This is a genomic window from Streptomyces sp. NPDC057253, from assembly GCF_042669125.1.
Taxonomy (GTDB): Bacteria; Actinomycetota; Actinomycetes; order Streptomycetales; family Streptomycetaceae; genus Streptomyces.
The window spans coordinates 1-23,423 of sequence record NZ_JBHUXV010000022.1 but is presented as its reverse complement, the minus strand read 5'-3'; the positions used below and the strand labels follow the sequence as shown (position 1 = coordinate 23,423).

The window sequence follows — 23,423 nt, the reverse complement described above, 5'->3', positions numbered from 1 at the left end:
CGCGGATGACGTATGCTGGTGTCACACCGACGCGGGGTGGAGCAGCTCGGTAGCTCGCTGGGCTCATAACCCAGAGGTCGCAGGTTCAAATCCTGTCCCCGCTACTCAAGGCCCAGGGCCGGAATCCAGTTCACTGGATTCCGGCCCTGGGTGTTTTCTCTGGCCTGTCCGTAACATTGCGTGAATGAGCGAGCGCCCTCCGCATCATCCCTGACATACCGTCAACACCTGCGTGTTGCCTGAGACATGGTCAACTCGCCCGTTTTTCGCCGTTCATGGGCCGTAAGTCCTGCGGGATTTCGTTAATGATCAAGAGGAACGGCTTGGAATCGGACCCCTGGGTCTATTAACGTTCGATAACGCAGCGCGGTCGTCCCAGCCGTCACAAGAGACGGCTCCGTGCTCACGCGCCGAATTCCGCAAGGGAACCGGGGAACCACCACCTTGGGGTGAATCGCTCGTCGACCGCCGTGGCAGCACGGTTGGTTTACGCGCGTAGGAGACCTTCCTGCTCCGAACCCGTCAGCTAACCCGGTAGGCGAGAAGGAAGGAAAGGAGCACGCCCACGTGGCGTCCAACCCGCCTGCCCCCGAGGCCCCGTTCGCCCCTCGCGACACGCTCGTCTACGGCGGCTACCGCCCCGACGACGACGCCCCCCTCGGCGAATGGAACCCGACCGCCGACTCCCTCGCCCCGGTGCGAGGCCGGCATCGCGTGGCCAAGCAGCGCGGCGGCGGATTCGCCCGCAGCTCCACCGTCCTCGGTGTAGGTGTCATAGCCGCGGTCAGCGCCGGTGGGATGGCCAGCGCCAACACCGGCAAGCCGCCGGTCTCCATCTCGATGCCCGACCTGCCCAACGTCGGCTCGCTCATCTCGGACGACTCCGACTCCGGCGCGGACGACACGAGCGCCTTCAGCAGCGTCGGCACCACCACCGTCGACACCGCCAAGGGCGCCTCGGACGCCGGTGAGGCGCTGCGCTCGCGCATCCTCGCCCAGGCCGAGGTCCAGCAGGACCAGCTCGACACCAAGGCCGCCCAGGCCGTCGCCGACGCCGCCCAGAAGGAGGCCGACGCGGCCGCCGCCAAGGCGGAGAAGGAAGCCCAGGAGAAGGCCGCCGCCGCGAAGAAGAAGGCGGAGGAGGAGGCCGCGAAGAAGGCCGAGGCCGCGCGCCTGGCCGAGCTCGCGAAGCAGTACACGCTGCCGACCTCGTCGTACACCATCACGGGCACCTTCGGTCAGGCCGGTTCGCTGTGGTCCTCGGGCTACCACACGGGCCTCGACTTCGCGGCCCCCACGGGCACGCTCATCAAGGCGATCCACAGCGGCACCATCACCGAGGCCGGCTGGGCCGGTTCCTACGGCTACCGCACGATCCTCACCCTCGACGACGGCACCGAGCTGTGGTTCTGCCACCAGTCCTCGATCAGCGTCAGCGTCGGCCAGAAGGTCGGCACCGGTGACGTCATCGGCCGCGTGGGCGCCACCGGCAACGTCACCGGCGCGCACCTGCACCTGGAGGTCCACCCGAACGGCTCGGCCGACGGGATCGACCCGATGGCGTGGCTGCGCGGCAAGGGGCTCAACCCCTGAGCCTCCCTCACTGACCTCACTACGGTTTCCGGCGGCCCTGACGACGTCCCCCCGACGTCAGGGCCGTCGGTGCGTGCAGGGACGGAGTTTCGGAGGGGTGATTCCGGTTGTCTACGAGGACTTTGCGGCCGGAGCGGAAGAGCGGCGTCCGGCGCGGGTGTCGACGTATGGCATGACTTCTCTCCGCAAGCTCGGCTCCTCCGACCTCGAGGTCTTCCCGCTCTCCCTCGGCGGCCACGTCTTCGGCTGGACCGCCGACGAGGCCACGTCCTTCGCCGTCCTCGACGCGTACACCGCCGCGGGCGGCAACTTCGTCGACACGGCCGACTCGTACTCCGCGTGGGTCGACGGCAACTCCGGCGGTGAGTCCGAGACGATCATCGGGTGGGGGTCCCCTGCGCCCTTTAGGCAGTGGGGGAGGCTGGCGGCCCGCGGCGACCGCGACGACGTCGTCATCGCCACGAAGGTCAGCCGGCACCCCGAGTTCCCGGGCCTGACCGCCGCCAACATCAAGGCCGCCGCCGACGCGTCCCTGAAGCGGCTGGGCACGGACCGCATAGATCTCTACTGCACCCACTTCGACAAGACCCAGGTTCCAGTCGAGGAGATCATCGGCGCGTCCAACATCTCCGCCGCGCGGCTCACGGAGTCCCTCGCCTGCTCCGACCGGGAGGGCCTGGCGCGCTATGTCGCCCTCCAGCCCCACTACAACCTGGTCTCGCGCGCCACCTACGAGGGCGAGCTCCAGGCCGTCGCCTCCCGGGAGGGCCTCGCCGCCGTCCCGTACTACGCCCTCGCGTCCGGCTTCCTCACCGGCAAGTACCGGCCCGGTACGACGGTCGAGGGTGCGCGCGGCGGGGGCCGGCCGGCACCTCGACACCGACCGCGGCCGCAAGGTCCTCGCGGCCCTCGACGACATCGCCGAGTCCCACGGTGTGGCGGTCGCCACGATCGCCCTCGCCTGGCTCGCAGCCCAGCCCACGATCACGGCCCCTATTGCCTCGGCCCGCACGGTGGACCAACTCCCGCCCCTGCTGGCCGTGGCGGACGTGACCTTGACGGAGGCGGAGGTGGAGCGGCTGACGGCGGCGTCTGCCTGAGGGCGGGGGAGGCGTTGGCCCGACCTTCAGGCCGACGCCTTCTCATTCCGGCGGCGCGGGCCTACGTGCGATACGGGTTGTACGCGGGATAGGGCTGGATCGGCTGGGCCGGCAGTGCGGGGTGGCCCGGTGGGGGTGGGTAGCCGTACACGCCGTACACCGGCCAAGGCGGCGCAGCCACCCGGGCCGCGTGATCGAGCGCGGGTCGGGCCACGTCCCGTCGTCGCCACAGCTCCTGGAGCAACTCCCGCTCCCGTACGACGAAGTCCGCGTTCGCCCGCCCGAGCCGCCCCCGTCGCCGTAGAAACGCCAGGGACGTCGCGTACGCCTCGTACTGCGCGACCGCCCGCCCCGCGGGCCGCCCGCCGAGCTGCCGCCGCGCGTACTCCCGCGCCACCCGCCGCGCCCGCATCGAGCCGAGCACGTACGGCTCGGTGGGCGCCAGCCACCCGGCGACGGCGTACGCGGGCAGCTCCTCGCGCACGGTCTTCAGCTCCCGCTGCCGCGTCCAGATGACCAGCCAGGTCAGCAGCGCGAACGCCGGCACCATGAACATCGCGTACACCGCGAAGAAGCCGTACTCCCCGAAGGTCGACGAGCCGTTCCACATCGCGTGCATGCCCATCGCGAGCAGCAGCCCGGACAGCGGGACGAGCACCCGCCGCAGGTGCTGGCGTTCCGAGGAGAGCGCGGAGACGCCGAAGCCGATGCCGGTGAGGACGGTGAACAGGGGGTGCGCGAACGGCGACATCACGACCCGCACGAAGAAGGTCGCGGCGGTGACGGAGGCGATGCCCCGGTCGCCGGTGAGCTGGTCGGTGCCGAAGGCGGTGCCGAGGTAGAGGATGTTCTCGGTGAACGCGAACCCGGTCGCGGTGACCCCGGCGATCACCACCCCGTCCACGATCCCGGTGAAGTCGCGTCTGCGGAACAGGAACACGAGCAGTACGGCGGCCGCCTTGGCCGACTCCTCGACGATCGGCGCTATCACCGTCGCTCCGAGGGTGTCCGCGCTGGACGGATCCGCGGTCGCCGTCGCGATCCACTTCGTGGCGAAGCTGTTGGCGATGATCGCTATCAGCGCGGCCGCGCAGGCGCCCCAGGCGAAGGCGAACAGCAGATTGCGCCAGGGGCCCGGTTCGACCCGGTCGAGCCAGCGGAACGCGGCTATGAGCAGCGGCACGGGCAGGACCGCGAGCCCGAGGCCGACCAGGAACCCCTCGCTGCCGGTCTGTTGACGCACCAGCGCGAGGATGACGAGCCCGGACAGTGCGAGCAGGGTGATCAGGGCGCCGTAGCGCACCCACTTCCGCTGCCACCAGTGCGCATGCCGCAGCGCGGCGCCACCGGTGGGCTCACCGGGGTACGTCGGATACGGAGGAATGGTGGCCACGGCATCGACCTTAACGAGACGGAGGTACCGCCCGCAGCCGGGCAGGGACCTCAGGCGCCGGAGGGGGACTGGTCGGGTAGGTCGCCGTGCTGTACGCGGCGGAACAGCAGGTCGTTCACGACATGTCCCTTCTCCAGTCCCTGCCCCTCGAAACGGGTCAGCGGCCGGAAGTCGGGACGCGACGCAAAACCGCCGTCGGCCTGGGTGTTCTCGAAGTCGGGGTGCGCGGTGAGCACCTCAAGCATCTGTTCGGCGTACGGCTCCCAGTCGGTCGCGCAGTGCAGCAGCGCGCCGGGCCTGAGGCGGGTCGCGGCCAGGTCGAGGAACTCCGGCTGGATCAGCCGCCGCTTGTGGTGCCGCTTCTTCGGCCAGGGGTCCGGGAAGTAGACGCGCAGTCCGTCGAGCGCGTCCTTCGCGAGCATCTCGCGCAGCAGGATGATCGCGTCGCCGTTGCCGACCCGGACGTTGGACAGCTTCTGCTGTTCGGCCAGATTGAGCAGGTTGCCCTGTCCGGGGGTGTGCACGTCGACGGCGAGGATGTTGGTGCCCGGGTCCGCGGCGGCCATCTGCGCGGTGGCCTCGCCCATCCCGAAGCCGATCTCCAGCACGACGGGGTGGTCGTTGCCGAACATCTCGCCGAGGTCGAGGACGTGCTGTCCGTCGATGTCCAGCCCCCAGGTGGGCCACAGCCGCTGCAACGCGTCCGCCTGTCCGGCCGTCACCCGGCTGCGCCGCGGCTGGAAGCTGCGGATCCGCCGCTCGAAGTGCGACCCCGCGGGATCGGCGCTGGGACCGTCGGGAAACCGCGGCTCCCCCTTGGCCCGGGTGTGCCGCACGGAGACACCGGGGGTGTGCGGGGTGGACTCACCGGGGTCGATGGCGTCGGGAGCGTTGAGGGAATCAGACACAGTGGGGCTGATTTTACGTGAATCCCGCCCGAACCCAGCCGGCCCCCGGACGCCGGCCACGGAGCAGTCACCCGACGGCCGCGCACCGGCCCGCTCACACGCCCCGCAACGCCTCCAGGGCTCGCCGCGCCACCTCCCGCCCGATCGGCAGGGAAGCCGTCGCCGCAGGTGAGGGCGCGTTCAGTACATGCACCGCTCGCGCTCCCTCCCGGATCAGGAAGTCGTCCACCAGCGTGCCGTCCCGGAGCACCGCCTGCGCCCGCACCCCCGCCGCGGAGGGCACCAGATCGTCCGCCGTCGCCGCGGGCAGCAGCCTGCGCACGGCCGTGGTGAAGGCCCGCCGGGACACCGAGCGCAGCAGCTCACCCGATCCGTACCGCCAGTGCCGCCGCGCTATCTGCCACGATCCCGGCCACGCGAGCGTCGCGCCGAGCTCCCGGGGCCGTACGACCCCCCAGCCGTACCCCTCGCGGGCCAGCGCCGGCACCGCGTTGGGCCCGATGTGGACGCTTCCGTCGATCCCGCGTGTGAGATGCACCCCGAGGAACGGGAACGCCGGATCGGGCACCGGATACACCAGCCCCCGCACCAGCTCGGGCCGCGCCAGCGTGTAGTACTCCCCGCGGAACGGCACGATCCGCATCTGCGGGTCGTCCCCGGTCAGCCGGGCGATCTCGTCGCAGTGCAGCCCGGCGCAGTTCACCAGCACCCGCGCCCTTACGACCTCCCCGGCGCCCGTGAGCACGGCCACCCCGAGCTCCGGCCGGCGGTCGATGCGGCGCACCTCGGCGCCGTAGCGGATCTCCGCCCCGGACGCCTCGGCCAGCTGCCGCGCCACTCCGACGAAGTCGCAGATCCCGGTGGTGCCGACGTGTATGGCGGCGAGTCCCTCCACCTCGGGTTCGTACTCGGCGATCTGGGCGGCGCCCAGCTCCCGCACCGGAATGCCGTTCTCCCGGCCGCGCTGCACCAGGCCGTGCAGCCGTGGCAGCTCGCTGCGCTCGGTCGCGACGATCAGCTTGCCGGTCACGGCATGGGCGATGCCGTACTCCGCGCAGAACTTGACCATCTCGGCGGCCCCGCGCACGGCGTACCGCGCCTTGAGCGACCCGGGCCGGTAGTAGATCCCGCTGTGGATCACCCCGCTGTTCCGCCCGGTCTGGTGCCGGGCGGGGCCGGCCTCCTTCTCCAGCACGGTGACCCGCGTGCCCGGCGCGGCGCGCGTGATCGCGTACGCCGTCGACAGCCCGACGATGCCCCCACCGATCACGAGCACGTCACAGTCGTAAGCGATCCCCGACGGCACCTGCACCACCTCCCACCTCGATAGTGCACTGCGCCACTGACAGTCGCTTCAAACGCGAGGCGTGGTGCTGCTCTCCTTGACTTATGCCGGTGCCATCAGCAAGGGCCTGGCCCGCTCGCGCAGCTCCACCACCCGGGGCTCGTCCCCGTACGGCTCCAGCCGGTGCAGCAGGTCCTTCACGTACTCCGTGGTCCGCGCCGAGGAGATCCGTCCGGCCACCTCCACCGCCCGCACGCCCTGCTCGCAGGCCGCGTCGAGATTGCCCGACTCCAGCTCCGCGACCGCCGAGACGACCAGCCGCAGCCCGTGCGAGCGCACGAACTCCTCCGTCGGCTTCGACAGGGCCTGCTCGGTGAAGCGCCGCACCTGACGCGGCGCCTTCAGGTCCCGGTAGCACTCGGCGGCGTCGGCGGCGAACCGGTCGTAGGAGTAGAACCCGAGCCAGGACGGGTCGTTGTCCCCCTCCCGGGACCGCTCCAGCCACCCCTCGGCGGCCTTCAGCGCCGCCCCGGCCGCCACCGCGTCCCCCGCACGCGCGTGTGCCCGCGCCTCGACGAGCCGGAAGAAGCTCATGGTGCGGGCGGTCGCGAGACCGCGGTTGCGCTCCAGCGCGGCCTGCGCGAGGTCGACGCCCTCGTCGCCGAAGCCCCGATAGGTCGCCTGCAACGACATCGACGCCAGCACATAGCCGCCGAGCGGTACGTCGGCCGCCGCGCGGGCGAGCCGCAGCGCCTGGATGTAGTACCGCTGGGCCGCCTCCTGCTGGCCGGTGTCGAAGGCCATCCAGCCCGCGAGCCGGGTGAGCTCGGCGGACGCCCCGAACAGCGCCCGGCCCACCTCGTCGGAGTACGAGCCGAGCAGCAGCGGTGCCGCCTCCACCCGTAAACACTCCGGCACCATGGAAGAACGCCAGTCGCCGCCTCCGTACTTGGAGTCCCAGCGCCTGGCGTCGTCGGCGGCCTCCCGCAGCTTCTGCACGTCGCTGTGGCCGACTTTGAGCGGTGCGCCGGAGCCCTCGGAGTGGTTCGTCTCCCGCGCGACCGAGCTGTCGGCCGGGGTTATCAGCCACCGTGAGGCAGGCGTTGCGTATGCGCTCACTGCGAACGAACCGGCGAGGGACTGCCAGATGCCGCCCGAGCCGGCCCGGCGGCCGGCGAGGTCCAGGCGGTAGAGCTCGGTGGCCGACCTGACGGCCTGTCCGACGTCCCTGGGGAAGGCGAGGCCCACCTCCGGTGCGGGATCCGCGTCCGCCAGGCCTATCTCGTGGAGCGGCACCGGACGGCCGAGCTTCTGGCCGATGGCGGCCGCGATGAGGTGCGGCGCGGCGCCCTGCGGCACCATGCCCTTCGACACCCAGCGCGCCACCGACGTCTTGTCGTAGCGAAGAGTCAACCCGCGTTGAGCGCCAAGATCGTTGACGCGACGCGCGAGTCCTGCGTTGCTGATTCCCGCGAGGGCGAGAACGGCGCCGAGCTTTTCGTTCGGCCCGCGTTGCTCCCTGGACATGCGCCACCCCTCGACACAGACGGCTGCCGCGCTGGCATAACCACGCGGCATTCGTAAACCCAGCGTAGTTCGCCGGATCCCAAGCGTTAAGGGGCATTGTTCCGGATGGCGGGATTGTGGTCCGTACTGAAGTACGGGTCCGATACGCGCAGTTGCGTCGTGCTCCTGTTGTGTGGCCGTGCGCCCGTGTGTGCGCTCTTCTCCGGCCACGGGTGGAGCGCTTCGATGGATGATGCGTGGGTCGGCCCGCTGTACTGGATCCAGTGGGCTGGGGGACACCGCCGCCTCCATCCCCGCGGGCGGCGGAACGGCCCGGGGGGCGAAGTGGCGTCTCCCGGGCTGCGCGCCTGTCGTGCGGCGCGCGGACTGTGCACGGAGCGTGCGCGAGCCTGTCCTCATGACGCCGATTTGGCTGAAAACCGACCCTCGTTCTCGCGGGCGATCAGCCCTCCCACCATGGCAGTTGAGGGCGCGTTAGGTGTTTTTGGGGAGCGTATCGGGGGCGCATTCGCGTCGCACACCTCCTGCTCCGCGCGGGTGTCCGCAGGCGTACGCGGGTGTTCGCGGGGGCGCGTTCCCCGTATCCCGAGCGGCTCCACCGGCCCTCCGGCAGGCGTCCTTCATGGCAGCATGGTGACCGGTTCGAACGGTGCACTGGTTGTCCACAGCCTGTGGAGGCGTCGATGCGGTGGTTGGTGGGATGGAGCAGCACCGCCGCCGGTGTCTCCGAAATCGGCGCGGCCGGGGCGACCGGAAGCGACGGCGAGACCGTGCACCCGGTGGGGTCCCACCTCCTGTGGGGCGACCCCGATCCGCTGTGGGCGGTCGGCGACTGGCGGCCCGACGAAGTGCGCGTGGTGAAGGTCGACGCACAGACCCGGATCGCCGTCTTCGGCACCTGCGGAGCCTCCGACGAACAGCTGCGGGTCGGACTGCTCGCCGCGCGCGGAGGGGCACTTCGGCATCTGACGGCCTGGTCGGGGGCGTACACGGCGGTGGTCCAGGTGGGCCGCCGGATCACCGTGTGCGGCGATCTGGCGGGCGCGCGACCGGTGTTCTACACCCCTTGGGCCGGCGGTACGGCCTACGCGACCGCGGCCCTGCCCCTCGCCGACCTCATCGAGGCCAACCTCGACTTCGGGCACCTCGCCGCACTGCTCGCCGCCCCCGACGTCCCGGCCGCCCTGCACGACTCCACCCCCTACGAGGGCGTACGGCGCATTCCGCCGGGGCACGCGCTGATCCTGCGCAACGGCGCCCGGGAGATCGCCGGGTACGAGCCGGTCGCCTCCCTCGCCGTCGCCGCGCCCACCGCCGACGCGGACAGCGCGGTCGACGCCGTACGGGACGCTCTCGTGGAGGCGGTACGCGCGCGTCTGTCGGCGCCCCGGCACGTGCCCGACATCGACCCCGGTCCGGTGCCCGGCATGGGCCCCGCCGAACGGCGTGCCGCGCGCGGGATGCCGGTGCCGGGGATCGGGGCCGACCTGTCCGGGGGGCCCGCGTCGGGGACGCTGGCGTTGCTGGCCGCCGGGCTGCCGGGGATGCCGGGGACCGTCCTGGGGCACGGCACGGGGGCCGGTGAGCGGCTGCTCGCGGTCACCTTCAACGACCTCGTCGTGGGCGGGCGGGAGGCCGAGGTGGAGCGGGCGGGGACGCTCGCGGCCAATCCCCGGCTGCACCATGTGGTGGTGGCGGGCGGTGAGGAGACCCTGCCGTACGCCGAGCTGGACGGGCCGCTGACGGACGAACCCGGGGCGTCCCTGGTGACGGCCGCGCGGCACCGGGCCCGGCTGGCCGCGGGCAGCGCGGACCACTTCACGGGGTACGGGGCCCGGCAGGTCCTGGACGCGCATCCGGCCCGCCTCGCCGACCTGTTGATGGATCGCAAGCGGCGCCACCTGGTCCGGCCGGTGGCCGCGCTGGCGAAGGCGGACGGGTCCGTGTTCGTCCCCGCGCGCGTGTACGGCGCGGCGCGACGGCTGGCCCGTACGCCGTACCGGGTCGGTCTGGAGATGCTGGCCGACCGGCTCATGCACCAGCGTTTCGACGAGCCCGGGGGTGCGGTGGGCGCGTCCCTCGCCGCGCTCACCTGGGCCAGACCGGGGCCCGCGGCGCGGTGGCTGACGGGGGAGGCGCTCGCTGAAGTATCGGTTCGCCTGCAAGGCGCGACGCACCGTTCCGGGGTCGGTCCCGGTCAGCATCCCGGCGACTTCCGCGCGCGTGCGGCGCTCGCGCGGCACGCGTCGGATCTGCGGGTGCTGGAGCAGGCCGCGGAGATCCGGTCCCAGCGGCTGCACGCGCCGTTCCTCGACAACCAGGTGGTCCGGGCCTGCCGGGCGCTTCCCGAGGCGCTGCGGGTCCAGCCGGGGGCGCGGGCCGAGATCCTCCGTACGGTGCTGGAGGGGGCGGGGGTCTCCGACCTTCCCCCGGGGTGGGGCGCGCCCTCGCACGCCTCCTCTGCGGCGGCGACGCGGACGGGGTTGCGGGTGGCGGCGGACTCGCTGATGTCCTTGTTCGGCACGCCGTTGCTGGCGCAGGCGGGGCTGGTGGAGGCGCGGGTGGTCCGCAAGGCCCTGCGGGGGGCGGCGGAGGGCGAACCACTGCCGCTGGACGGGCTGGCCGACCTGGTCTCGCTGGAGCTGTGGCTGGGACGGCTGCTGGCCCGCCGCGGGACGTGCTGGACGGGGACGCCGGCGCGGGCGCGGGCGGTGCCGGGGGGGATTCGGCCTTCGCGCGGAGCATTGGCCTCCGGCGGTTGAGCGGTTGTTCGTCTGCGGCTTGGTGGGGGCGGGCGTTGTTGCGCAGTTCCCCGCGCCCCTGGATGCCTGCGGCGGCCCGTTGCTGCTCGGTGGGGGCGTGTGTAGCGCGTGCGGTGCGGTGGGTGGGTCGGTGCCGGGGCGGGGGGTATCCGTCCTCGGTCCGGCGGCTCGGTCACTTGAGCAGTTCTCGGTTCCGGACGCCGGCCGCTGCGGGCGGACACCCCCCACCCCGTCCCCTTCACGCCGTACGCGGCGAACCGCCGGAGGGGCGTCCGCGCGCGGCCAACGGCCTGGCGGGGGCGGGCGAGAGTAGCTGACGGTCCCGTCGTAGCGCGCGTGACTGCACTCCTCAGGGGCGCGGGGAACTGCGCGACCAGCCACGACGGCCCCGCACCCGCCCGACAGCCTGGCCCGGCACCCCAGTTGGCGCCCGCCCAAGCCCAGCGCAGCGGGGGCGCGGGGAACTGCGCGACAAGCCACAACGGACCCGCACCCGCCCCACAACCCGGCCAGGCAACCCCGTAGGCGCCCGAACCCGGCGACAATATGCCCGTGCGGTACAGGATTCTCGGGGTCACCCAAGTCATGGGCGATGGCGGTGCCGAAATAGCTCTTGGCGGCGCCCGCGTTCGCGCGCTGCTCGCTGCCCTCGCCCTACGGCCCGGGCGGGCCGTCAGTGTGGAGCGGCTGGTTGATGACGTGTGGGGGGAGGCGCCGCCGCAGGACGCTTCGGCTGCGCTGCAGGCTCTCGTGGGGCGGCTTCGGCGGGTCGTCGGTAAGGGCGTGGTGCTGTCCGGGCCGGAGGGATACCGGCTGGCCGCCGGCGGCGACGACGTGGACCTGCATGTCTTCGAGCGGCTGGTGAGAGAGGGCACGGACGCCCTGGCCCACGGCGACCCCCGTGCCGCCGCACGCACGCTCACCGCCGCCCTCGCCCTGTGGCGCGGTCCCGCCCTCGCCGACCTGCCCGACCGCTCCGCCGCGACCCGGCCGGAGGCCCTGCGGATGGAGGCCACCCGGGCCAGGATCGAGGCGGACCTGCTGCTCGGCCGCGCCCAGGACGTCGTACCGGAGTTGAAGGAGCTGAGCGAGGCGCACCCGTACGACGAGTCGCTGCACCTCCTGCTGATCCGCGCCCTGCGGGACAGCGGTCGGGGTGCCGACGCCCTCGCCGCGTACGAGGAAGCCCGCCGGGCGCTCGCCGACGGTCTCGGCACCGACCCCGGGCCGCAACTGCGGGCCCTGCACGGCGAGCTGCTCACGCCCCCGCGCAGCCGTCCCGCCGATCCCAGCGGCAACATCCGTCCGCGGCTTACCTCTTTCGTGGGCCGGGAACCCGAACTCGACGCCATCCGTTCCGAATTGCACAGGGCCCGCCTCGTCACCCTCACCGGACCGGGCGGATCCGGAAAGACCCGTCTCGCCGAGGAGGCCGCCGCCGGGCTCCCGCAGGCGTGGCTGGTCGAGCTCGCCCCGCTCGACCGGCCGGAGGCGGTGCCCGGCGCGGTGGTCAGCGCGCTCGGTCTGCGCGAGACCGTGCTCATGACCACCGAGTTGACGGCCCCGCAGGACGACCCGCTCGCCCTGCTCGTCGAGTACTGCGCCCCGCGCAGCCAGCTCCTGATCCTTGACAACTGCGAACATGTCATCGAGGCGGCAGCCCACCTCGCGGAGACCCTCCTCACCCGTTGCCCGGGGCTCACCGTCCTCGCCACCAGCCGGGAACCCCTGGGCGTGCCCGGAGAGTCGGTGCGACCAGTCGAGCCCCTCCTCCCCGACCAGGCGAGCCGCCTCTTCGCCGAGCGCGCCGCCGCCGTCCGTCCCGACGCGGCCGGCGTGCTCGCGGACAAGGAGTCGGTCGCCGAGATCTGCCGGCGGCTCGACGGGCTCCCCCTCGGTATCGAGCTCGCCGCCGCCCGGCTGCGGATGCTGACCCCACGGCAGATCGCCGACCGGCTCGACGACCGCTTCCGGCTGCTCACCTCCGGCAGCCGTACCGTCCTGCCCCGCCAGCAGACCCTGCGGGCCGTCGTCGACTGGTCCTGGGACCTGCTCGACGAGCGGGAGCGGACGTTCCTGCGCGAGGTGTCCGTCTTCGCGGGCGGCTGGGACCTGGAGGCCGCGGAGGCGGTGTGCGGCGCACCGGCCGCCGAGCTCCTCGGGGCGCTCGTGGACAAGTCCCTGGTCGTGGCGGTCCCGTGGGAGCGGGACGGCTCCGACGGCATGCGCTACCGCCTGCTGGAGACCATTCACGAGTACGCCGTCGAGCGCGCCGCCGAGTCCCCCGCGCTGCGTGCCGCCGCCGAGCTCCGGCACCGCGCGTGGGTGCGCGCGCTGGTCGAGGAGGCCGAACCCCGTCTGCGCTCCGCCGACCAGCTCCCCTGGATCGCTCGCCTGGAGACCGAACTCGACAACATCCGCGCCGCCCTCGACCGCGCGATCACAGCGGGCGCGGAGCCGGAGGCCTCGGCCCTGGTCCTCGCCATGGGCTGGTTCTGGTGGCTGCGCAACTACCGCCGGGAGGGCATGTCCTGGGCGGTCCGGGTGCTGGGTCCGGGGGCGACCGTGGACGGGGTCGAGGCCGGGGACCCGGTCGACGCCTTCCTCGCCGCTCCGCACACGGAGACACCCGTCCGGATGAACCTCCGCATGCTCTACCTCTTCCTCAGAGCCGAGACGGAGCCCATCGACAGCCGCCTGGACCCGCGCCTGCACCGCTACGTCACCCTCGTGCGCGACCACTTCGCCCGGGGCGGCCCCGACGCGGCCCGTCTGCCCGGCATGATCTGGCCCCTGGTGGGCGTCATGCTCGGAGACCCCACGGACATCCGGCCCCTCATGGAGGCCGCCGTGGCCAACTGCCGGGCCCACGGCGACGACTGGTCCGTGGCCGTGTCCCTGATGTTCCGCACGCACATGATCGTCGACTCCCCGGGCGGCATGGCCGGCGTGGACGACGATCTGGAGGAGCTGCGCACGCTCAGCCGCCGCGTGGGCGACCGCTGGCTCCGCGCCCAGGTCAGCAGCGCGGCCGGCGAGGCGGCCATGGCCCGGGGCCGCCCGGCGGCGGCCAAGGAGGAGTACGAGACGGCGCTCCGGCTCGCCTACGAGGTGGGGGCGTACGCCGAGACGCCGTTCCTCATCGCCCGGCTCGCCGAGGTCGCGTACCGCACGGGTGAGCGGGCGACGGCGCTGAGCACCCTGGAGGAGGCGAGCGAGGCCGGCGACCGGTACGGCGTCCCGGAGACCAGGGCGTTCGTGCGGTTGCTGCGGGCCCATATGGCCCTGGACGACAAGGACCCCGCACGCGCGCGTGCCCTGGTGGACGAGGTCCGCGCGGAGCTGGGGCAGGTGGTGCCGCCGCCGCAGTTCACGGTGATGCTGAACTCGGTCGAGGCGATGGTCACGGCCGAGGAGTCGGGCCCGGAGCACGGGCTGCCACTGCTGACCGACACCATCCGCGAGGCGATCGACCAGCGCTGCTCCGACGCGGTGATCACGGCGCTCGTGGACGCGGCGGCGGCCCTGCTCTGCGATCTCGGCGACCTCCCGCGCGCGGTCCGGCTGCTCGCCGCCGCCGAGCGCCGGCGCGACGGCGATCCGCGTCCGCATCCCGAACGCGTGGTGGTGGAGCGCGCGGAGACCGCCGCCCGCACCGGCCTGGGACCCGAGCGCTACGCGGCGGAACACACCCGGGGCGCGGACCTCACCCTGGCCGAGATCCTGGCCGAACTCGACGAGGCGCTCAGGGCGCGGCGCGCCAGGAGCAGCTGAACTTCGACTCGGCCCAGTCCGCGAGCATGAGGTCGTCGAGGTGGCTGTGCGGCTCGACCACCAGCCGTACGGTCTTGCGCCCGGCGAGGTTCACATGGACGGGCACGGCCGCGTCCCCGCCCTCGACGAGACCGGACTTCCACAGCCGGACCCCGTCGGCGTAGACGGAGAAGTAGACCTTGCCGAGGCCCAGCGTCATGTCGTCGACGCCCACCATCGCGTCGTAGGACGCACACGCGCGGTTGAGGTCGATCGTGACGGAGGAGTGGCCGTGCACGGTCACGCCGTGGCTGTATCGGCTGCCGGCGATCGAGACGCCGTAGCGCTGCCACACCCAGCTGCTCTCGCCGATCCGCATCTCGGGCCCGCTGCCGTCGCCGGAGACGTCGTAGGCCAGCTCGCTCCACTGGTAGACGGCCGGGGGCGGCGGGGGAGTAGGTGTCGGGGTGGGCGTGGGTGCGGGAGGGGCGGGGGGCTTCGGTGCCGTTGTGGGGGTCGGCTTCGGGGTGGGGGTCGGCGTGGGCGTGGGGGTGGTCTTCGGGGCCGGTGCGGGCGAGTCGGCGGGCGCCGGGGTGGGGGTGGCCGCCGCGACCGGGACCAGCGGGGGCTGCGGTTCGGGCACGCTCGGCGCGGGGGTGGGCTCGCCCGGCTCGACCACCGGTGCGGAGGCGGGCGGCTTGGCGTCCGGCTTCCTGGCCGGGCTGTCGTCGCCGATCAGCGCGAGTGCCACCGCGGCGGCGGCCACCGCGACCACACCGGCCGCGATACCGGCCTTCACCGGCGCGCCGAGTCCCTCCGAGGCCGCGGCGCCGCCGGCGCCCGCCCCGCCCGAGGAGCCTCCGCTCGCCCCGGCGGCCGCGCCCGCGGCACCGGCCGCTCCGGCGCCACCGGCGATGAGCCCGACGGCCTTGGCGTACCCGGCGGCCCCGAACCAGCCGATGACCGCGAGCGGTACGACGGCGGGGATACCGCCGGCGACTTCCTTGATCTGGCCCGCGGCCAGCCGGCACTTGGCGCACTCCTCCAGGTGCTTGCGCAGACCGCGCTCGGCCCGGGTGCGCAGGCTCCCGCGGGCGTAGGCGCCGAGCCGGTCGGCGTAGCGGGCGCACTCCTCGTCGCCGGCGAGGGTCGCGCTGACGTGGGCCTGGAGATAGGCCTGCTTGAGGCCCTCGCGGGCGCGGCTGGCCAGCACGCGCGTCCCGTTGGCGTCGAGCCCGAAGAGGGTGGCGACCTCGCTCGGCGACTCGTCCTCGACCTCGGTGTGCCACAGCACGGCCTGCCAGCGCTCGGGCAGTGACCGGAAGGCCTGCATGGCCATGGACTGCTCGGCCTCGTGCATCGCGCGCACATCGGCGCCGAGGTCGAGTGTGTCGTCGTCCGACACCTGTGCCGAGCGCGCGGCCTGCGCGGCGAACACCGCGAAGTCGTCGACCAGCTGCTCGCGCCTGGCCGACCTGGTCCAGTCGGCGGCGACGCGCCGGACACTGGTGAGCAGATAGGCGCGCACGGCGTGCTCGGGGCCGTGGCCGCGCCGCACCGCCTGGAGCACGCGGGCGAAGACCTCGGCGGTGAGGTCGTCGGCGGTGTGGCCGTCGCGGCAGCAGGTGCGGGCGTAGCGGCGGACCGCGTTCGCGTGGCGCCGGTAGAGCGCCTCGTAGGCCGTGTCGTCGCCGGAGCGCATCCGCTCGATCAGGTCGGCGTCGGAGGGCGGCAGATCCGGGGGCGGCGGCAGGACGCTGCCGTCCTCGCGCCGGTCGCGCTGGGCCGGCACGCTGCCCTCGACGGGTTCCCCGCCCTGGGCCGGGATGCCGCCCTGGGGGATGCCGGGCCGGCCGCCCTGACTGGGCACCTGTGGGGTGCCGTCGGCGCCCCCGTCGTCCTCGCCCAGCGGCTCGTTCCGCCCGTCAACGCTCATCGCGGAATGCCCCCGCCGCCGGCTCCACCAGTCCAGAACACCGGGTCAGCGTGCCATATCGACTTTTAGTCAGTAGGGCTGAGTGCGCCGCAACCACTCGTCCGTGGGGTTTTCCGGCAGCGCGGTACTAGCTCTCACCCGTTCGGGGAATGCTCAACCGTCGTGCGCCGCACGGCAGTTGAGCGATCCGCCGGAAATGGCCGGGAATGTTCCGGGGTGCGGACGGCAATCCGACCGCACCCCGATGTCACCTTGACGGGTCACGCCGGCCGCGACCGCAGACCTTCCAGCAGGATGTCCAGCAGCCGCGCCGAGGCCGCCGCCTGCTGCGCCGCGTCCGGCAGCGAGGGCGCCGCGGTCGCGATCACCAGCAGGACGTCCGACACCGACACGTCGGTCCGCAGCTCACCGGCCGCACGCGCGCGGTCCACGAGCTGGCCCACGACCTCCAGCAGCGCCGCCGCCCCGGCGTCGTCGTCGCCGGAGACCAGCGAGCCCTCCTCCGGGACCAGCCGCAGCTCACCGGAGCCCGGCGTGGTCCGCTGCTGCGGCACCCGCGCCTCGTCGTAGCCGTCGCCCTCGTCGGCGACCCCGACCCGCAGCACCTGCGGCGGCAGCAGCCGCCCGGCGCCCGACGCGACCGAGGTGCGCAGGAAGCGCGACAGCGCCGACCACGGCTCGTCCTCCTGGCCGAGCGCCGCCCGGGCCTGGTCGGTCAGCCGGGAGGTCTCCTCCTCGGCTATCCGCCGGACCAGGACGTCCTTGCTCGGGAAGCGCCGGTACACGGTGCCGACACCCACCCGGGCGCGCCGCGCCACGTCCTCCATCGGCGCGCCGTAACCCAGCTCGCCGAAGACCTCGCGCGCCGCGCGCAGTACGTGTTCCAGATTGCGCTGTGCGTCCACGCGCAGCGGGGTCGAACGCGACACGTCCCCGCGTCCGTTGCCCGCCGCGCTCATCGCCGAGCCCATCGCGCCGCCCGTCGACCCGCCACCGGGTGCGATGGCTGACGCGGTGGACCAATGAGAGTCCTGAATGTGCATAAATGATCCCCCGGTAATGACGTCTCCCCCCGGAGACTCTCCCCGCCATCGAAAGCCGGAGCGTGCGGAACATGCCCGTTTCGCGAGTCCGCCCGTCGCGGACCCGGAGCGCATCCCCCTACACCCCGTCGACACACGAACATAGTTGAGTGGGGGTCAATTCAGAAGGGGCAGGTTCCGCACGGAGCGCCCCCCGATCGGAGTACGGGTGCCAAACGCCCCGATTGCACCCCCTCCGCCCGCCCGGCGCACACCCATTGACCTGCGAACCTTCCGCGCGCTCCGGAGATTCGGCCAACCCGGCGCGCCGAGGAACTCCGGTCACACAAATTGTCGAGGCTGTGGACAAACTCAAGCGGCGGGTGCGTCATGGGATGGTGAAGGAACGTGCGCGCATTCTGGTTGTCGGCGGTGGCTACGTCGGGATGTACACGGCCCTGCGGCTGCAACGGAAGCTGAAACGGGAACTCGAACGGGCCGAGGTCGAGATCACCGTCGTCACGCCCGACCCGTACATGACCTATCAGCCCTTCCTGCCCGAAGCGGCCGCCGGATCGATCTCCCCGCGCCATGTGGTCGTACCGCTGCGCCGCGTCCTCGACCGCTGCCGCATCCTCGTCGGCGAGGTCACCGCGATCGACCACGCCAAGCGCACCGCCTCCCTCACCACCCTCGCCACCGAGGAGGAGCGCACCGGCGGCGAGCAGCTGTCGTACGACGAACTCGTCCTCGCCCCCGGCTCGATCGCGCGCACCCTGCCGATCCCCGGGCTCGCCGAGCACGCCATCGGGTTCAAGACGGTCGAGGAGGCAATCGGCCTGCGCAACCACGTGATCGAACAGATGGACATCGCCTCCTCCACCCGCGACCCCGCGATCCGCGACGCGGCCCTGACCTTCGTCTTCGTCGGCGGCGGCTACGCGGGCGTGGAGGCGCTCGGCGAACTGGAGGACATGGCCCGCTACACCGCGCGCTACTACCACAACGTCCGTCCCGAGGACATGAAGTGGATCCTCGTCGAGGCCACCGGCCGCATCCTCCCCGAGGTCGGCGAGGAGATGGGCCGCTACACCGTCAGTGAACTGCGCCGCCGCAACATCGACGTCCGGCTGAACACCCGCCTGGAGTCCTGCGTGGACCGCGTCGCCGTCCTCAGCGACGGCAACCGCTTCCCCACGCGTACGGTCGTGTGGACGGCCGGCGTCAAACCCAGCCCGCTCCTCGCCGCCACCGACCTCCCGCTCAATGAGCGAGGCCGGCTGAAGTGCACCCCCCAGCTCACCGTGGAGGGCGTCACGCACGCGTGGGCGGCCGGAGACGCGGCCGCGGTCCCCGACGTCACCGCCGACGAGCCCGGCAGGGAGACCGCGCCCAACGCCCAGCACGCCGTCCGCCAGGCCAAGGTCCTCGGCGACAACATCGTGCACGCCCTGCGCGGCGAGCCGCTGGAGACGTACGCGCACGCGTACGTCGGCTCAGTGGCCTCCCTGGGACTGCACAAGGGTGTCGCGCAGGTCTACGGACGCAAGCTGAAGGGCTACCCTGCCTGGTTCATGCACCGCGTCTACCACCTCAGCAGGGTGCCCACCTTCAACCGCAAGGCCCGCGTCCTCGCCGAATGGACCCTGTCGGGGCTCTTCAAGCGGGAGATCGTCTCCCTCGGTTCACTCGAACATCCCCGGGCGGAGTTCGAACTCGCGGCCGGTGGAAAGCCTCCTCATGACCCTGTGAACGACCCGAAGGGGTCGTCCTGACCGGACCGAGGAACTCCACCGACCGCCCCGGCGTCTGACGCATGTCGACCCGGTCGGCTCCCTGCCACACTGATGCCCGTCCTCGGACGGGCAGCCGCCCGCCCCTCGAACCCAAGAGGTCTTCCCACCGTGCTGCACCCCCGGGCTGCCGTCCCCAGCCCACCGGCCGATCCAGGAGCCGGCCCGAAGACGCCGAAGACGACGACACGAGGCAAGGATTCGTGAACTTCACGCGCTGGAGCGCCCGCCTCCCCGGAACGCAGCGCCGCGCCGCAGCGCGGACCGACGACCTGGTCACCGAGGACCGCCTGAGCGAGGGCGCGGTCCCCGCGGCCCGCGCGGAGCAGCTCACCGTCCCGGTCCCCGCCGTCGACGAACTCCCCGTCCGTGAGGTCCTCGACCGCGTCCCCGCCCTCGTCGCCCTCGTCCACGGCCCCGACCACCGCCTGGCCTACGTCAACGACGCCTATGTGGTCGCCTTCGGACTGCGCTCGCCCGGCGCACCGGCCCGCGAAGCCCTCCCGGAGCTCGACGAGATCGGCCTCCTCCCGCTCCTGGACCAGGTCCTGCGCAGCGGCAAGCCCCGCACGGTCAAGTCCCGCAAGGCCCCCGACGGCCGCTCCTACACGTTCACCTGCACCCCGGTCACCGAAGGCGACGGCGGCGTACTCGTCTTCGCCACCGACGTCACCGACCACGCCGAGGCCGCCGAGCGCCTCAGAGCCAGCGAGCGCCGCCAGCGCGAAACCGCCGTCACCCTCCAGCGCAGCCTGCTCCCCCAGGAACTCGAACAGCCGGACGACCTCCGCATCGCCGCCACCTACCACCCCGGCGGCACCGAGGCCGCGGTCGGCGGCGACTGGTACGACGTCATCACCCTGGGCGGCGGGCGCACCGCCCTCGTCATCGGCGACGTCATGGGCCGGGGGGTCCGCGCGGCAGCCGTCATGGGCCAACTCCGGACAGCCGTGCGGGCGTACGCCCGCCTCGACCTGCCCCCGCACGAGGTGCTCCAGCTCCTCGACGGCCTCGCCACGGAGATCGACGCCAACCAGATCGCCACCTGCGTGTACGCCATCCACGACCCCAACGAGGGCAAGCTGGTCTACGCCTCGGCCGGCCACCTGCCGATCCTGGTCCGCGACGAGAGCGGCACCGTCCTGCGCGCCGACGAACCCACCGGCCCGCCCCTGGGCACCGGCGGCTGGATGCACGCCTCGGGCTCCATTCCCCTCGGCCCGGGCTCCACGGCCGTCCTGTACACCGACGGCCTGGTCGAGCGCCGCAACGAGGACCTGGACGAGGGCATCGCGGCCCTCGAACGCGCCCTGGCCGGCGCGACCGGCACCCCGCAGGTGATCTGCGACCGCCTGGTCCGCTCGGCCGGCGTCACCGCCGAGCACGACGACGACGTCGCGGTCATGGTCCTCCAGCACCCGGCCCACACCGGCCCCGAGGGCGAGCTCTTCCGCAACGCCGGTCTCGAACTGCTGGGCGGGGTCGAGGCGGCCCCACGCGCGCGTGCGTTCGCCTCCGGCGTGCTGACCAGTTGGCGGTTCCCGGTCGAGCTGCATGACCTGGGGGTGCTGGCGGTGAGTGAACTGGTCGCCAATTCCCTTCAGCACGGGACCCCGCCCATGCGGCTACGGCTCCGCCGCACCGACCGGCGCCTGATCGTCGAGGTGACGGACGGGGACGACCACCTGCCGCGGCGCCGGAGGGCGGAACCGGGGGACGAGTCGGGGCGGGGGATCGCGATCGTGGCGACCATCGCGTCGAACTGGGGGTCGCGGAGGACGCCTGGTGGGGGGAAGGCGGTCTGGTGCGAGTTCGTGTTGCCCAAGGGGTAGCGGCCTGAGGACGCGGGGCGACTGCGGCTGAGTGGGGGCTTGTCGCGCAGTTCCCCGCGCCCCTGAGGAGTTGCAGCTAGGCGGCCAGAGACTTCGCCGTCGCTCCACCCTGCGCCACTACCCGGCTCTTCCTCAGCGACGGCTGGTTCTGGATCGGGGTCAGCTGCTTGCCCAGGCGTATCGCCAGGTAGGTGATGCCCAGGGAGAACAGCAGGAACGTCACGATGTACGGCGCGTGCAGCGAGGCACCCAGGGGGCCGCCCACCGCCGGGCCGACCGCCAGGGCGAGCTGCTTGACCAGGGCGAAGGCCGAGTTGTACTGGCCCGCCATGCCCTCCGGCGCCAGGTCGGCGACCAGCGGGGCGACGGTCGGGGACAGCATCGCCTCACCCAGGCCGAACAGCGCGTACGTCGACACGAACGCGGCCGTGGCCATCTCCTGGCTGCCGTGTCCCAGGCCCGCGTAACCCGCGGTGAGCCACGCGATCGCCCAGATGAGGCCGACCGCCGCGATCACCCGGGTACGCCTGCGCCGCTCCACGAACTTCAGCACGGCGAACTGCGCGACCACGATCATCGCGGTGTTGGCGGCCAGGGCCGTCCCCAGCGCGGAGGTGGAGATGCCGGCGGCCTCCACGCCGTACGCGCTCAGGCCCGACTCGAACTGGCCGTAGCACGCGAAGAACAGCACGAAGCCCAGCACGCACAGCTGCACCATGGCCCGGTTGCCGAGCAGCTGCTTCCAGCTGCCCTTGGCGGACCGGCCCGGCGCCTCCGCGATCCGCGGCGAGTGCGGCAGCCGCAGGGTCGCCATGACGACCACCAGCAGCAGGAACATCGCCGCCTCGATCGCGAACAGCAGGGTGAAGGACGCGGCGCTCGACGTGTCCACGAGATGCCCGCCGATGAGACCGCCGACGCCGAGCCCGAGGTTCTGCAGGAAGAACTGCGTGGCGAAGGCCCTCGACCGCGTCTCCGCGGTGGAGCAGTCCACGATCATCGTCGCCAGGGCCGGCTGCATCACGGCCTGTCCGGCCCCGAGCAGGGCCGCCGACAGCAGCACGGTCGAGGCGTGGGCCGAGAGCCCGAGGCTCAGTGACCCGATCGCGGCGGTGACCAGGGCGGTGAGCAGCACCGGCAGCGGGCCGCGCCGGACGATGGCCCGCCCGGCGAACGGCAGCACGACCAGTGCCGCCACGGCGAAGACGGCAAGGACCAGCCCCGCCGTCATGGCTCCCAGCCCACGCACCTGCGCCACATAGACGTACAGATACGGGACGGTGAAACCGAGCCCGAACGCGCTGAGTGCGTTGCCCACGTGGATCCGGCGCATCGCTGCGCCCATCGCCCTGGTCACGTTCACCTCTCTCACTAGTTAGGAGTGAAGACTTCAGAGTTAAAGTTCGAATCTAAAGAGTACATACTGAAGGACTTCAGGGCAAAGGATGGGCGTGCGATACTGCGCACATGGCCGAGCCCCCTGGCGTCCCCGAGCCGACGCTCGACGAGCAGATCGCCGCCTACCAGCGCGAGTTCCAGGGCCTCGACCCCCAGGTCGAGCAGATCGTCTCGGCGCTCTCGCGCCTCAACCGCCGTATGAACGTCGCCTACGGCCGCCAGACCGCCGCCCTCGGCATCAGCAACGCCGAGTGGGAGGTGCTCAAGGCCCTCGTGCTCTCCGGCGCCCCCTATCGGATGGGTCCCAGCGATCTCGCCAAGCGGCTCGGCCTCACGCCGGCCGCGATGACCCACCGGATCGACCGCATGCTCGCCGAGGGACTGGTCACCCGGGAGCGGGACGAGTCGAACCGCGTCCGCGTGATCGTGGAGCTGACCGCCGAGGGCCGCGAGAAGTGGCTGGAGGCGATGCGCATGGCCACGGTCTTCGAGGAGGACCTGCTCCAGGACCTCTCCGCGGAGGAGCGCAACACCTTCGGTGACGTCCTCACCAGGCTGTTGCGTAGGGTGGAGCACGCACAGCCGGACGCCGGCGGACGGCTCAGCGACCTCGACTGAAAAGATCTTGACAGAGGGTGCTTGACAGCCCCCTCCGCGATCCGTAGAGTTCTTCGGGTTGCCACGGGGCCGTAACGGTTCTGCGGTAGCACCTCCCGCCGCGACAGCGGCCACTCAAACCATCAGAACGATCTCCCAGCCGGGGTGAATTCGGCGTGCCCGAATTCAATTCGATTTGGATGTGGCTCCTCGATTTGGGACCACAGCGAGAGTCCGCTAAGGTTTGAGACGTCGGAACGGCCCAACAGCCGGGAAGACAAGCCCCGCTGACCGGGGATCAGGCCCGAAAGGATCTGATAGAGTCGGAACCGCCGGAAAGGGAAACGCGGAAGCGGGAACCTGGAAAGCACCGAGGAAATCGGAACCGGAAACGGTCTGATAGAGTCGGAAACGCAAGACCGAAGGGAAAAGCCCGGAGGAAAGCCCGAGAGGGTGAGTACAAAGGAAGCGTCCGTTCCTTGAGAACTCAACAGCGTGCCAAAAATCAACGCCAGATATGTTGA

Annotated in this window: 13 protein-coding genes, 1 tRNA gene, 1 pseudogene and 1 riboswitch; of the genes and pseudogenes, 8 read left to right on the top strand and 7 right to left on the bottom strand. The window is 72.2% G+C overall.

The annotated features are described in order from the left end of the window. The first annotated feature begins 30 nt into the window (after positions 1 to 30). The 3 genes and pseudogenes from ACFULQ_RS14725 to ACFULQ_RS14715 all read left to right on the top strand — a co-directional run bounded on the left by ACFULQ_RS14725 (position 31) and on the right by ACFULQ_RS14715 (position 2,693). Positions 31 to 104, top strand: a tRNA-Met gene (locus tag ACFULQ_RS14725). Between the two features lie 294 nt (positions 105 to 398). Beyond that, a riboswitch (cyclic di-AMP (ydaO/yuaA leader) is annotated at positions 399 to 556 on the top strand. An 11-nt stretch (positions 557 to 567) separates the two neighbouring features. Further along, positions 568 to 1,593 (top strand): M23 family metallopeptidase, encoded by a 1,026-nt coding sequence (locus tag ACFULQ_RS14720; protein WP_383543068.1) that lies wholly within the window; start codon positions 568 to 570, stop codon positions 1,591 to 1,593. A gap of 172 nt (positions 1,594 to 1,765) precedes the next feature. Continuing rightward, positions 1,766 to 2,693, top strand: a pseudogene (locus ACFULQ_RS14715) (aldo/keto reductase). Positions 2,694 to 2,754: 61 nt separating this feature from the next. Here ACFULQ_RS14715 and ACFULQ_RS14710 read toward each other — a convergent pair. The 4 genes from ACFULQ_RS14710 to ACFULQ_RS14695 all read right to left on the bottom strand — a co-directional run bounded on the left by ACFULQ_RS14710 (position 2,755) and on the right by ACFULQ_RS14695 (position 7,806). Further along, entirely contained in the window at positions 2,755 to 4,086 is a 1,332-nt protein-coding gene (locus ACFULQ_RS14710) for a PrsW family intramembrane metalloprotease (protein ID WP_383543065.1), read from the bottom strand. Between the two features lie 50 nt (positions 4,087 to 4,136). After that, a complete protein-coding gene (gene trmB / locus ACFULQ_RS14705) occupies positions 4,137 to 4,994 on the bottom strand; it encodes a tRNA (guanosine(46)-N7)-methyltransferase TrmB (RefSeq protein WP_383543062.1) in 858 nt (285 codons plus the stop codon). Between the two features lie 94 nt (positions 4,995 to 5,088). Further along, entirely contained in the window at positions 5,089 to 6,309 is a 1,221-nt protein-coding gene (gene lhgO / locus ACFULQ_RS14700; protein WP_383543060.1) for an L-2-hydroxyglutarate oxidase, read from the bottom strand. 72 nt (positions 6,310 to 6,381) lie between these two features. Continuing rightward, the gene (locus ACFULQ_RS14695) at positions 6,382 to 7,806 is read right to left on the bottom strand and encodes an MFS transporter (protein WP_383543058.1); all 1,425 of its coding nucleotides are present in this window, start codon (positions 7,804 to 7,806) and stop codon (positions 6,382 to 6,384) included. Positions 7,807 to 8,489: 683 nt separating this feature from the next. Between ACFULQ_RS14695 and ACFULQ_RS14690 the strand changes: the two genes are divergently transcribed. Together ACFULQ_RS14690 and ACFULQ_RS14685 are read left to right on the top strand one after the other, a co-directional pair. Further along, a complete protein-coding gene (locus ACFULQ_RS14690; protein WP_383543055.1) occupies positions 8,490 to 10,568 on the top strand; it encodes an asparagine synthase-related protein in 2,079 nt (692 codons plus the stop codon). Positions 10,569 to 11,114: 546 nt separating this feature from the next. After that, the gene (locus ACFULQ_RS14685; RefSeq protein WP_383543052.1) at positions 11,115 to 14,342 is read left to right on the top strand and encodes a BTAD domain-containing putative transcriptional regulator; all 3,228 of its coding nucleotides are present in this window, start codon (positions 11,115 to 11,117) and stop codon (positions 14,340 to 14,342) included. On the opposite strand, the gene ACFULQ_RS14680 is transcribed toward ACFULQ_RS14685, so the two are convergent. Together ACFULQ_RS14680 and ACFULQ_RS14675 are read right to left on the bottom strand one after the other, a co-directional pair. Further along, on the bottom strand, positions 14,314 to 16,257 hold the full coding sequence (locus ACFULQ_RS14680; protein WP_383543050.1) for a sigma-70 family RNA polymerase sigma factor: 1,944 nt from the start codon (positions 16,255 to 16,257) through the stop codon (positions 14,314 to 14,316). The two genes, ACFULQ_RS14685 and ACFULQ_RS14680, sit on opposite strands and share 29 nt — an antisense overlap. A gap of 260 nt (positions 16,258 to 16,517) precedes the next feature. Continuing rightward, positions 16,518 to 17,300 carry a TetR/AcrR family transcriptional regulator gene (locus ACFULQ_RS14675; protein ID WP_383543047.1) on the bottom strand — a complete coding sequence of 261 codons (783 nt, stop codon included), beginning with the start codon at positions 17,298 to 17,300 and terminating at the stop codon, positions 16,518 to 16,520. 374 nt (positions 17,301 to 17,674) lie between these two features. Here ACFULQ_RS14675 and ACFULQ_RS14670 point away from each other — a divergent pair, with 374 nt between their 5' ends. Next, positions 17,675 to 19,054: an NAD(P)/FAD-dependent oxidoreductase gene (locus tag ACFULQ_RS14670; RefSeq protein WP_383543044.1), complete on the top strand. Its 1,380-nt coding sequence runs from the start codon at positions 17,675 to 17,677 to the stop codon at positions 19,052 to 19,054. Between the two features lie 221 nt (positions 19,055 to 19,275). Further along, positions 19,276 to 20,904: a SpoIIE family protein phosphatase gene (locus tag ACFULQ_RS14665; protein ID WP_383543042.1), complete on the top strand. Its 1,629-nt coding sequence runs from the start codon at positions 19,276 to 19,278 to the stop codon at positions 20,902 to 20,904. A 76-nt stretch (positions 20,905 to 20,980) separates the two neighbouring features. Here ACFULQ_RS14665 and ACFULQ_RS14660 read toward each other — a convergent pair whose 3' ends face one another. Next, positions 20,981 to 22,249, bottom strand: a complete 1,269-nt coding sequence (locus ACFULQ_RS14660; protein WP_383543309.1) for an MFS transporter — start codon at positions 22,247 to 22,249, stop codon at positions 20,981 to 20,983. Positions 22,250 to 22,371: 122 nt separating this feature from the next. Here ACFULQ_RS14660 and ACFULQ_RS14655 point away from each other — a divergent pair, with 122 nt between their 5' ends. Beyond that, entirely contained in the window at positions 22,372 to 22,920 is a 549-nt protein-coding gene (locus ACFULQ_RS14655) for a MarR family winged helix-turn-helix transcriptional regulator (RefSeq protein ID WP_383543039.1), read from the top strand. The last annotated feature ends 503 nt before the right edge of the window (positions 22,921 to 23,423 follow it).

Excerpts from the sequence above, each read along its gene's own strand:
- ACFULQ_RS14690 (WP_383543055.1), top strand. The coding sequence starts at position 8,490 with ATGCGGTGGTTGGTGGGATGGAGCAGCACCGCCGCCGGTGTCTCCGAA.
- ACFULQ_RS14660 (WP_383543309.1), bottom strand. The coding sequence starts at position 22,249 with ATGGGCGCAGCGATGCGCCGGATCCACGTGGGCAACGCACTCAGCGCG.
- ACFULQ_RS14685 (WP_383543052.1), top strand. The coding sequence starts at position 11,115 with ATGCCCGTGCGGTACAGGATTCTCGGGGTCACCCAAGTCATGGGCGAT.
- ACFULQ_RS14675 (WP_383543047.1), bottom strand. The coding sequence starts at position 17,300 with ATGCACATTCAGGACTCTCATTGGTCCACCGCGTCAGCCATCGCACCC.
- ACFULQ_RS14680 (WP_383543050.1), bottom strand. The coding sequence starts at position 16,257 with ATGAGCGTTGACGGGCGGAACGAGCCGCTGGGCGAGGACGACGGGGGC.
- ACFULQ_RS14670 (WP_383543044.1), top strand. The coding sequence starts at position 17,675 with ATGGTGAAGGAACGTGCGCGCATTCTGGTTGTCGGCGGTGGCTACGTC.
- ACFULQ_RS14655 (WP_383543039.1), top strand. The coding sequence starts at position 22,372 with ATGGCCGAGCCCCCTGGCGTCCCCGAGCCGACGCTCGACGAGCAGATC.
- ACFULQ_RS14695 (WP_383543058.1), bottom strand. The coding sequence starts at position 7,806 with ATGTCCAGGGAGCAACGCGGGCCGAACGAAAAGCTCGGCGCCGTTCTC.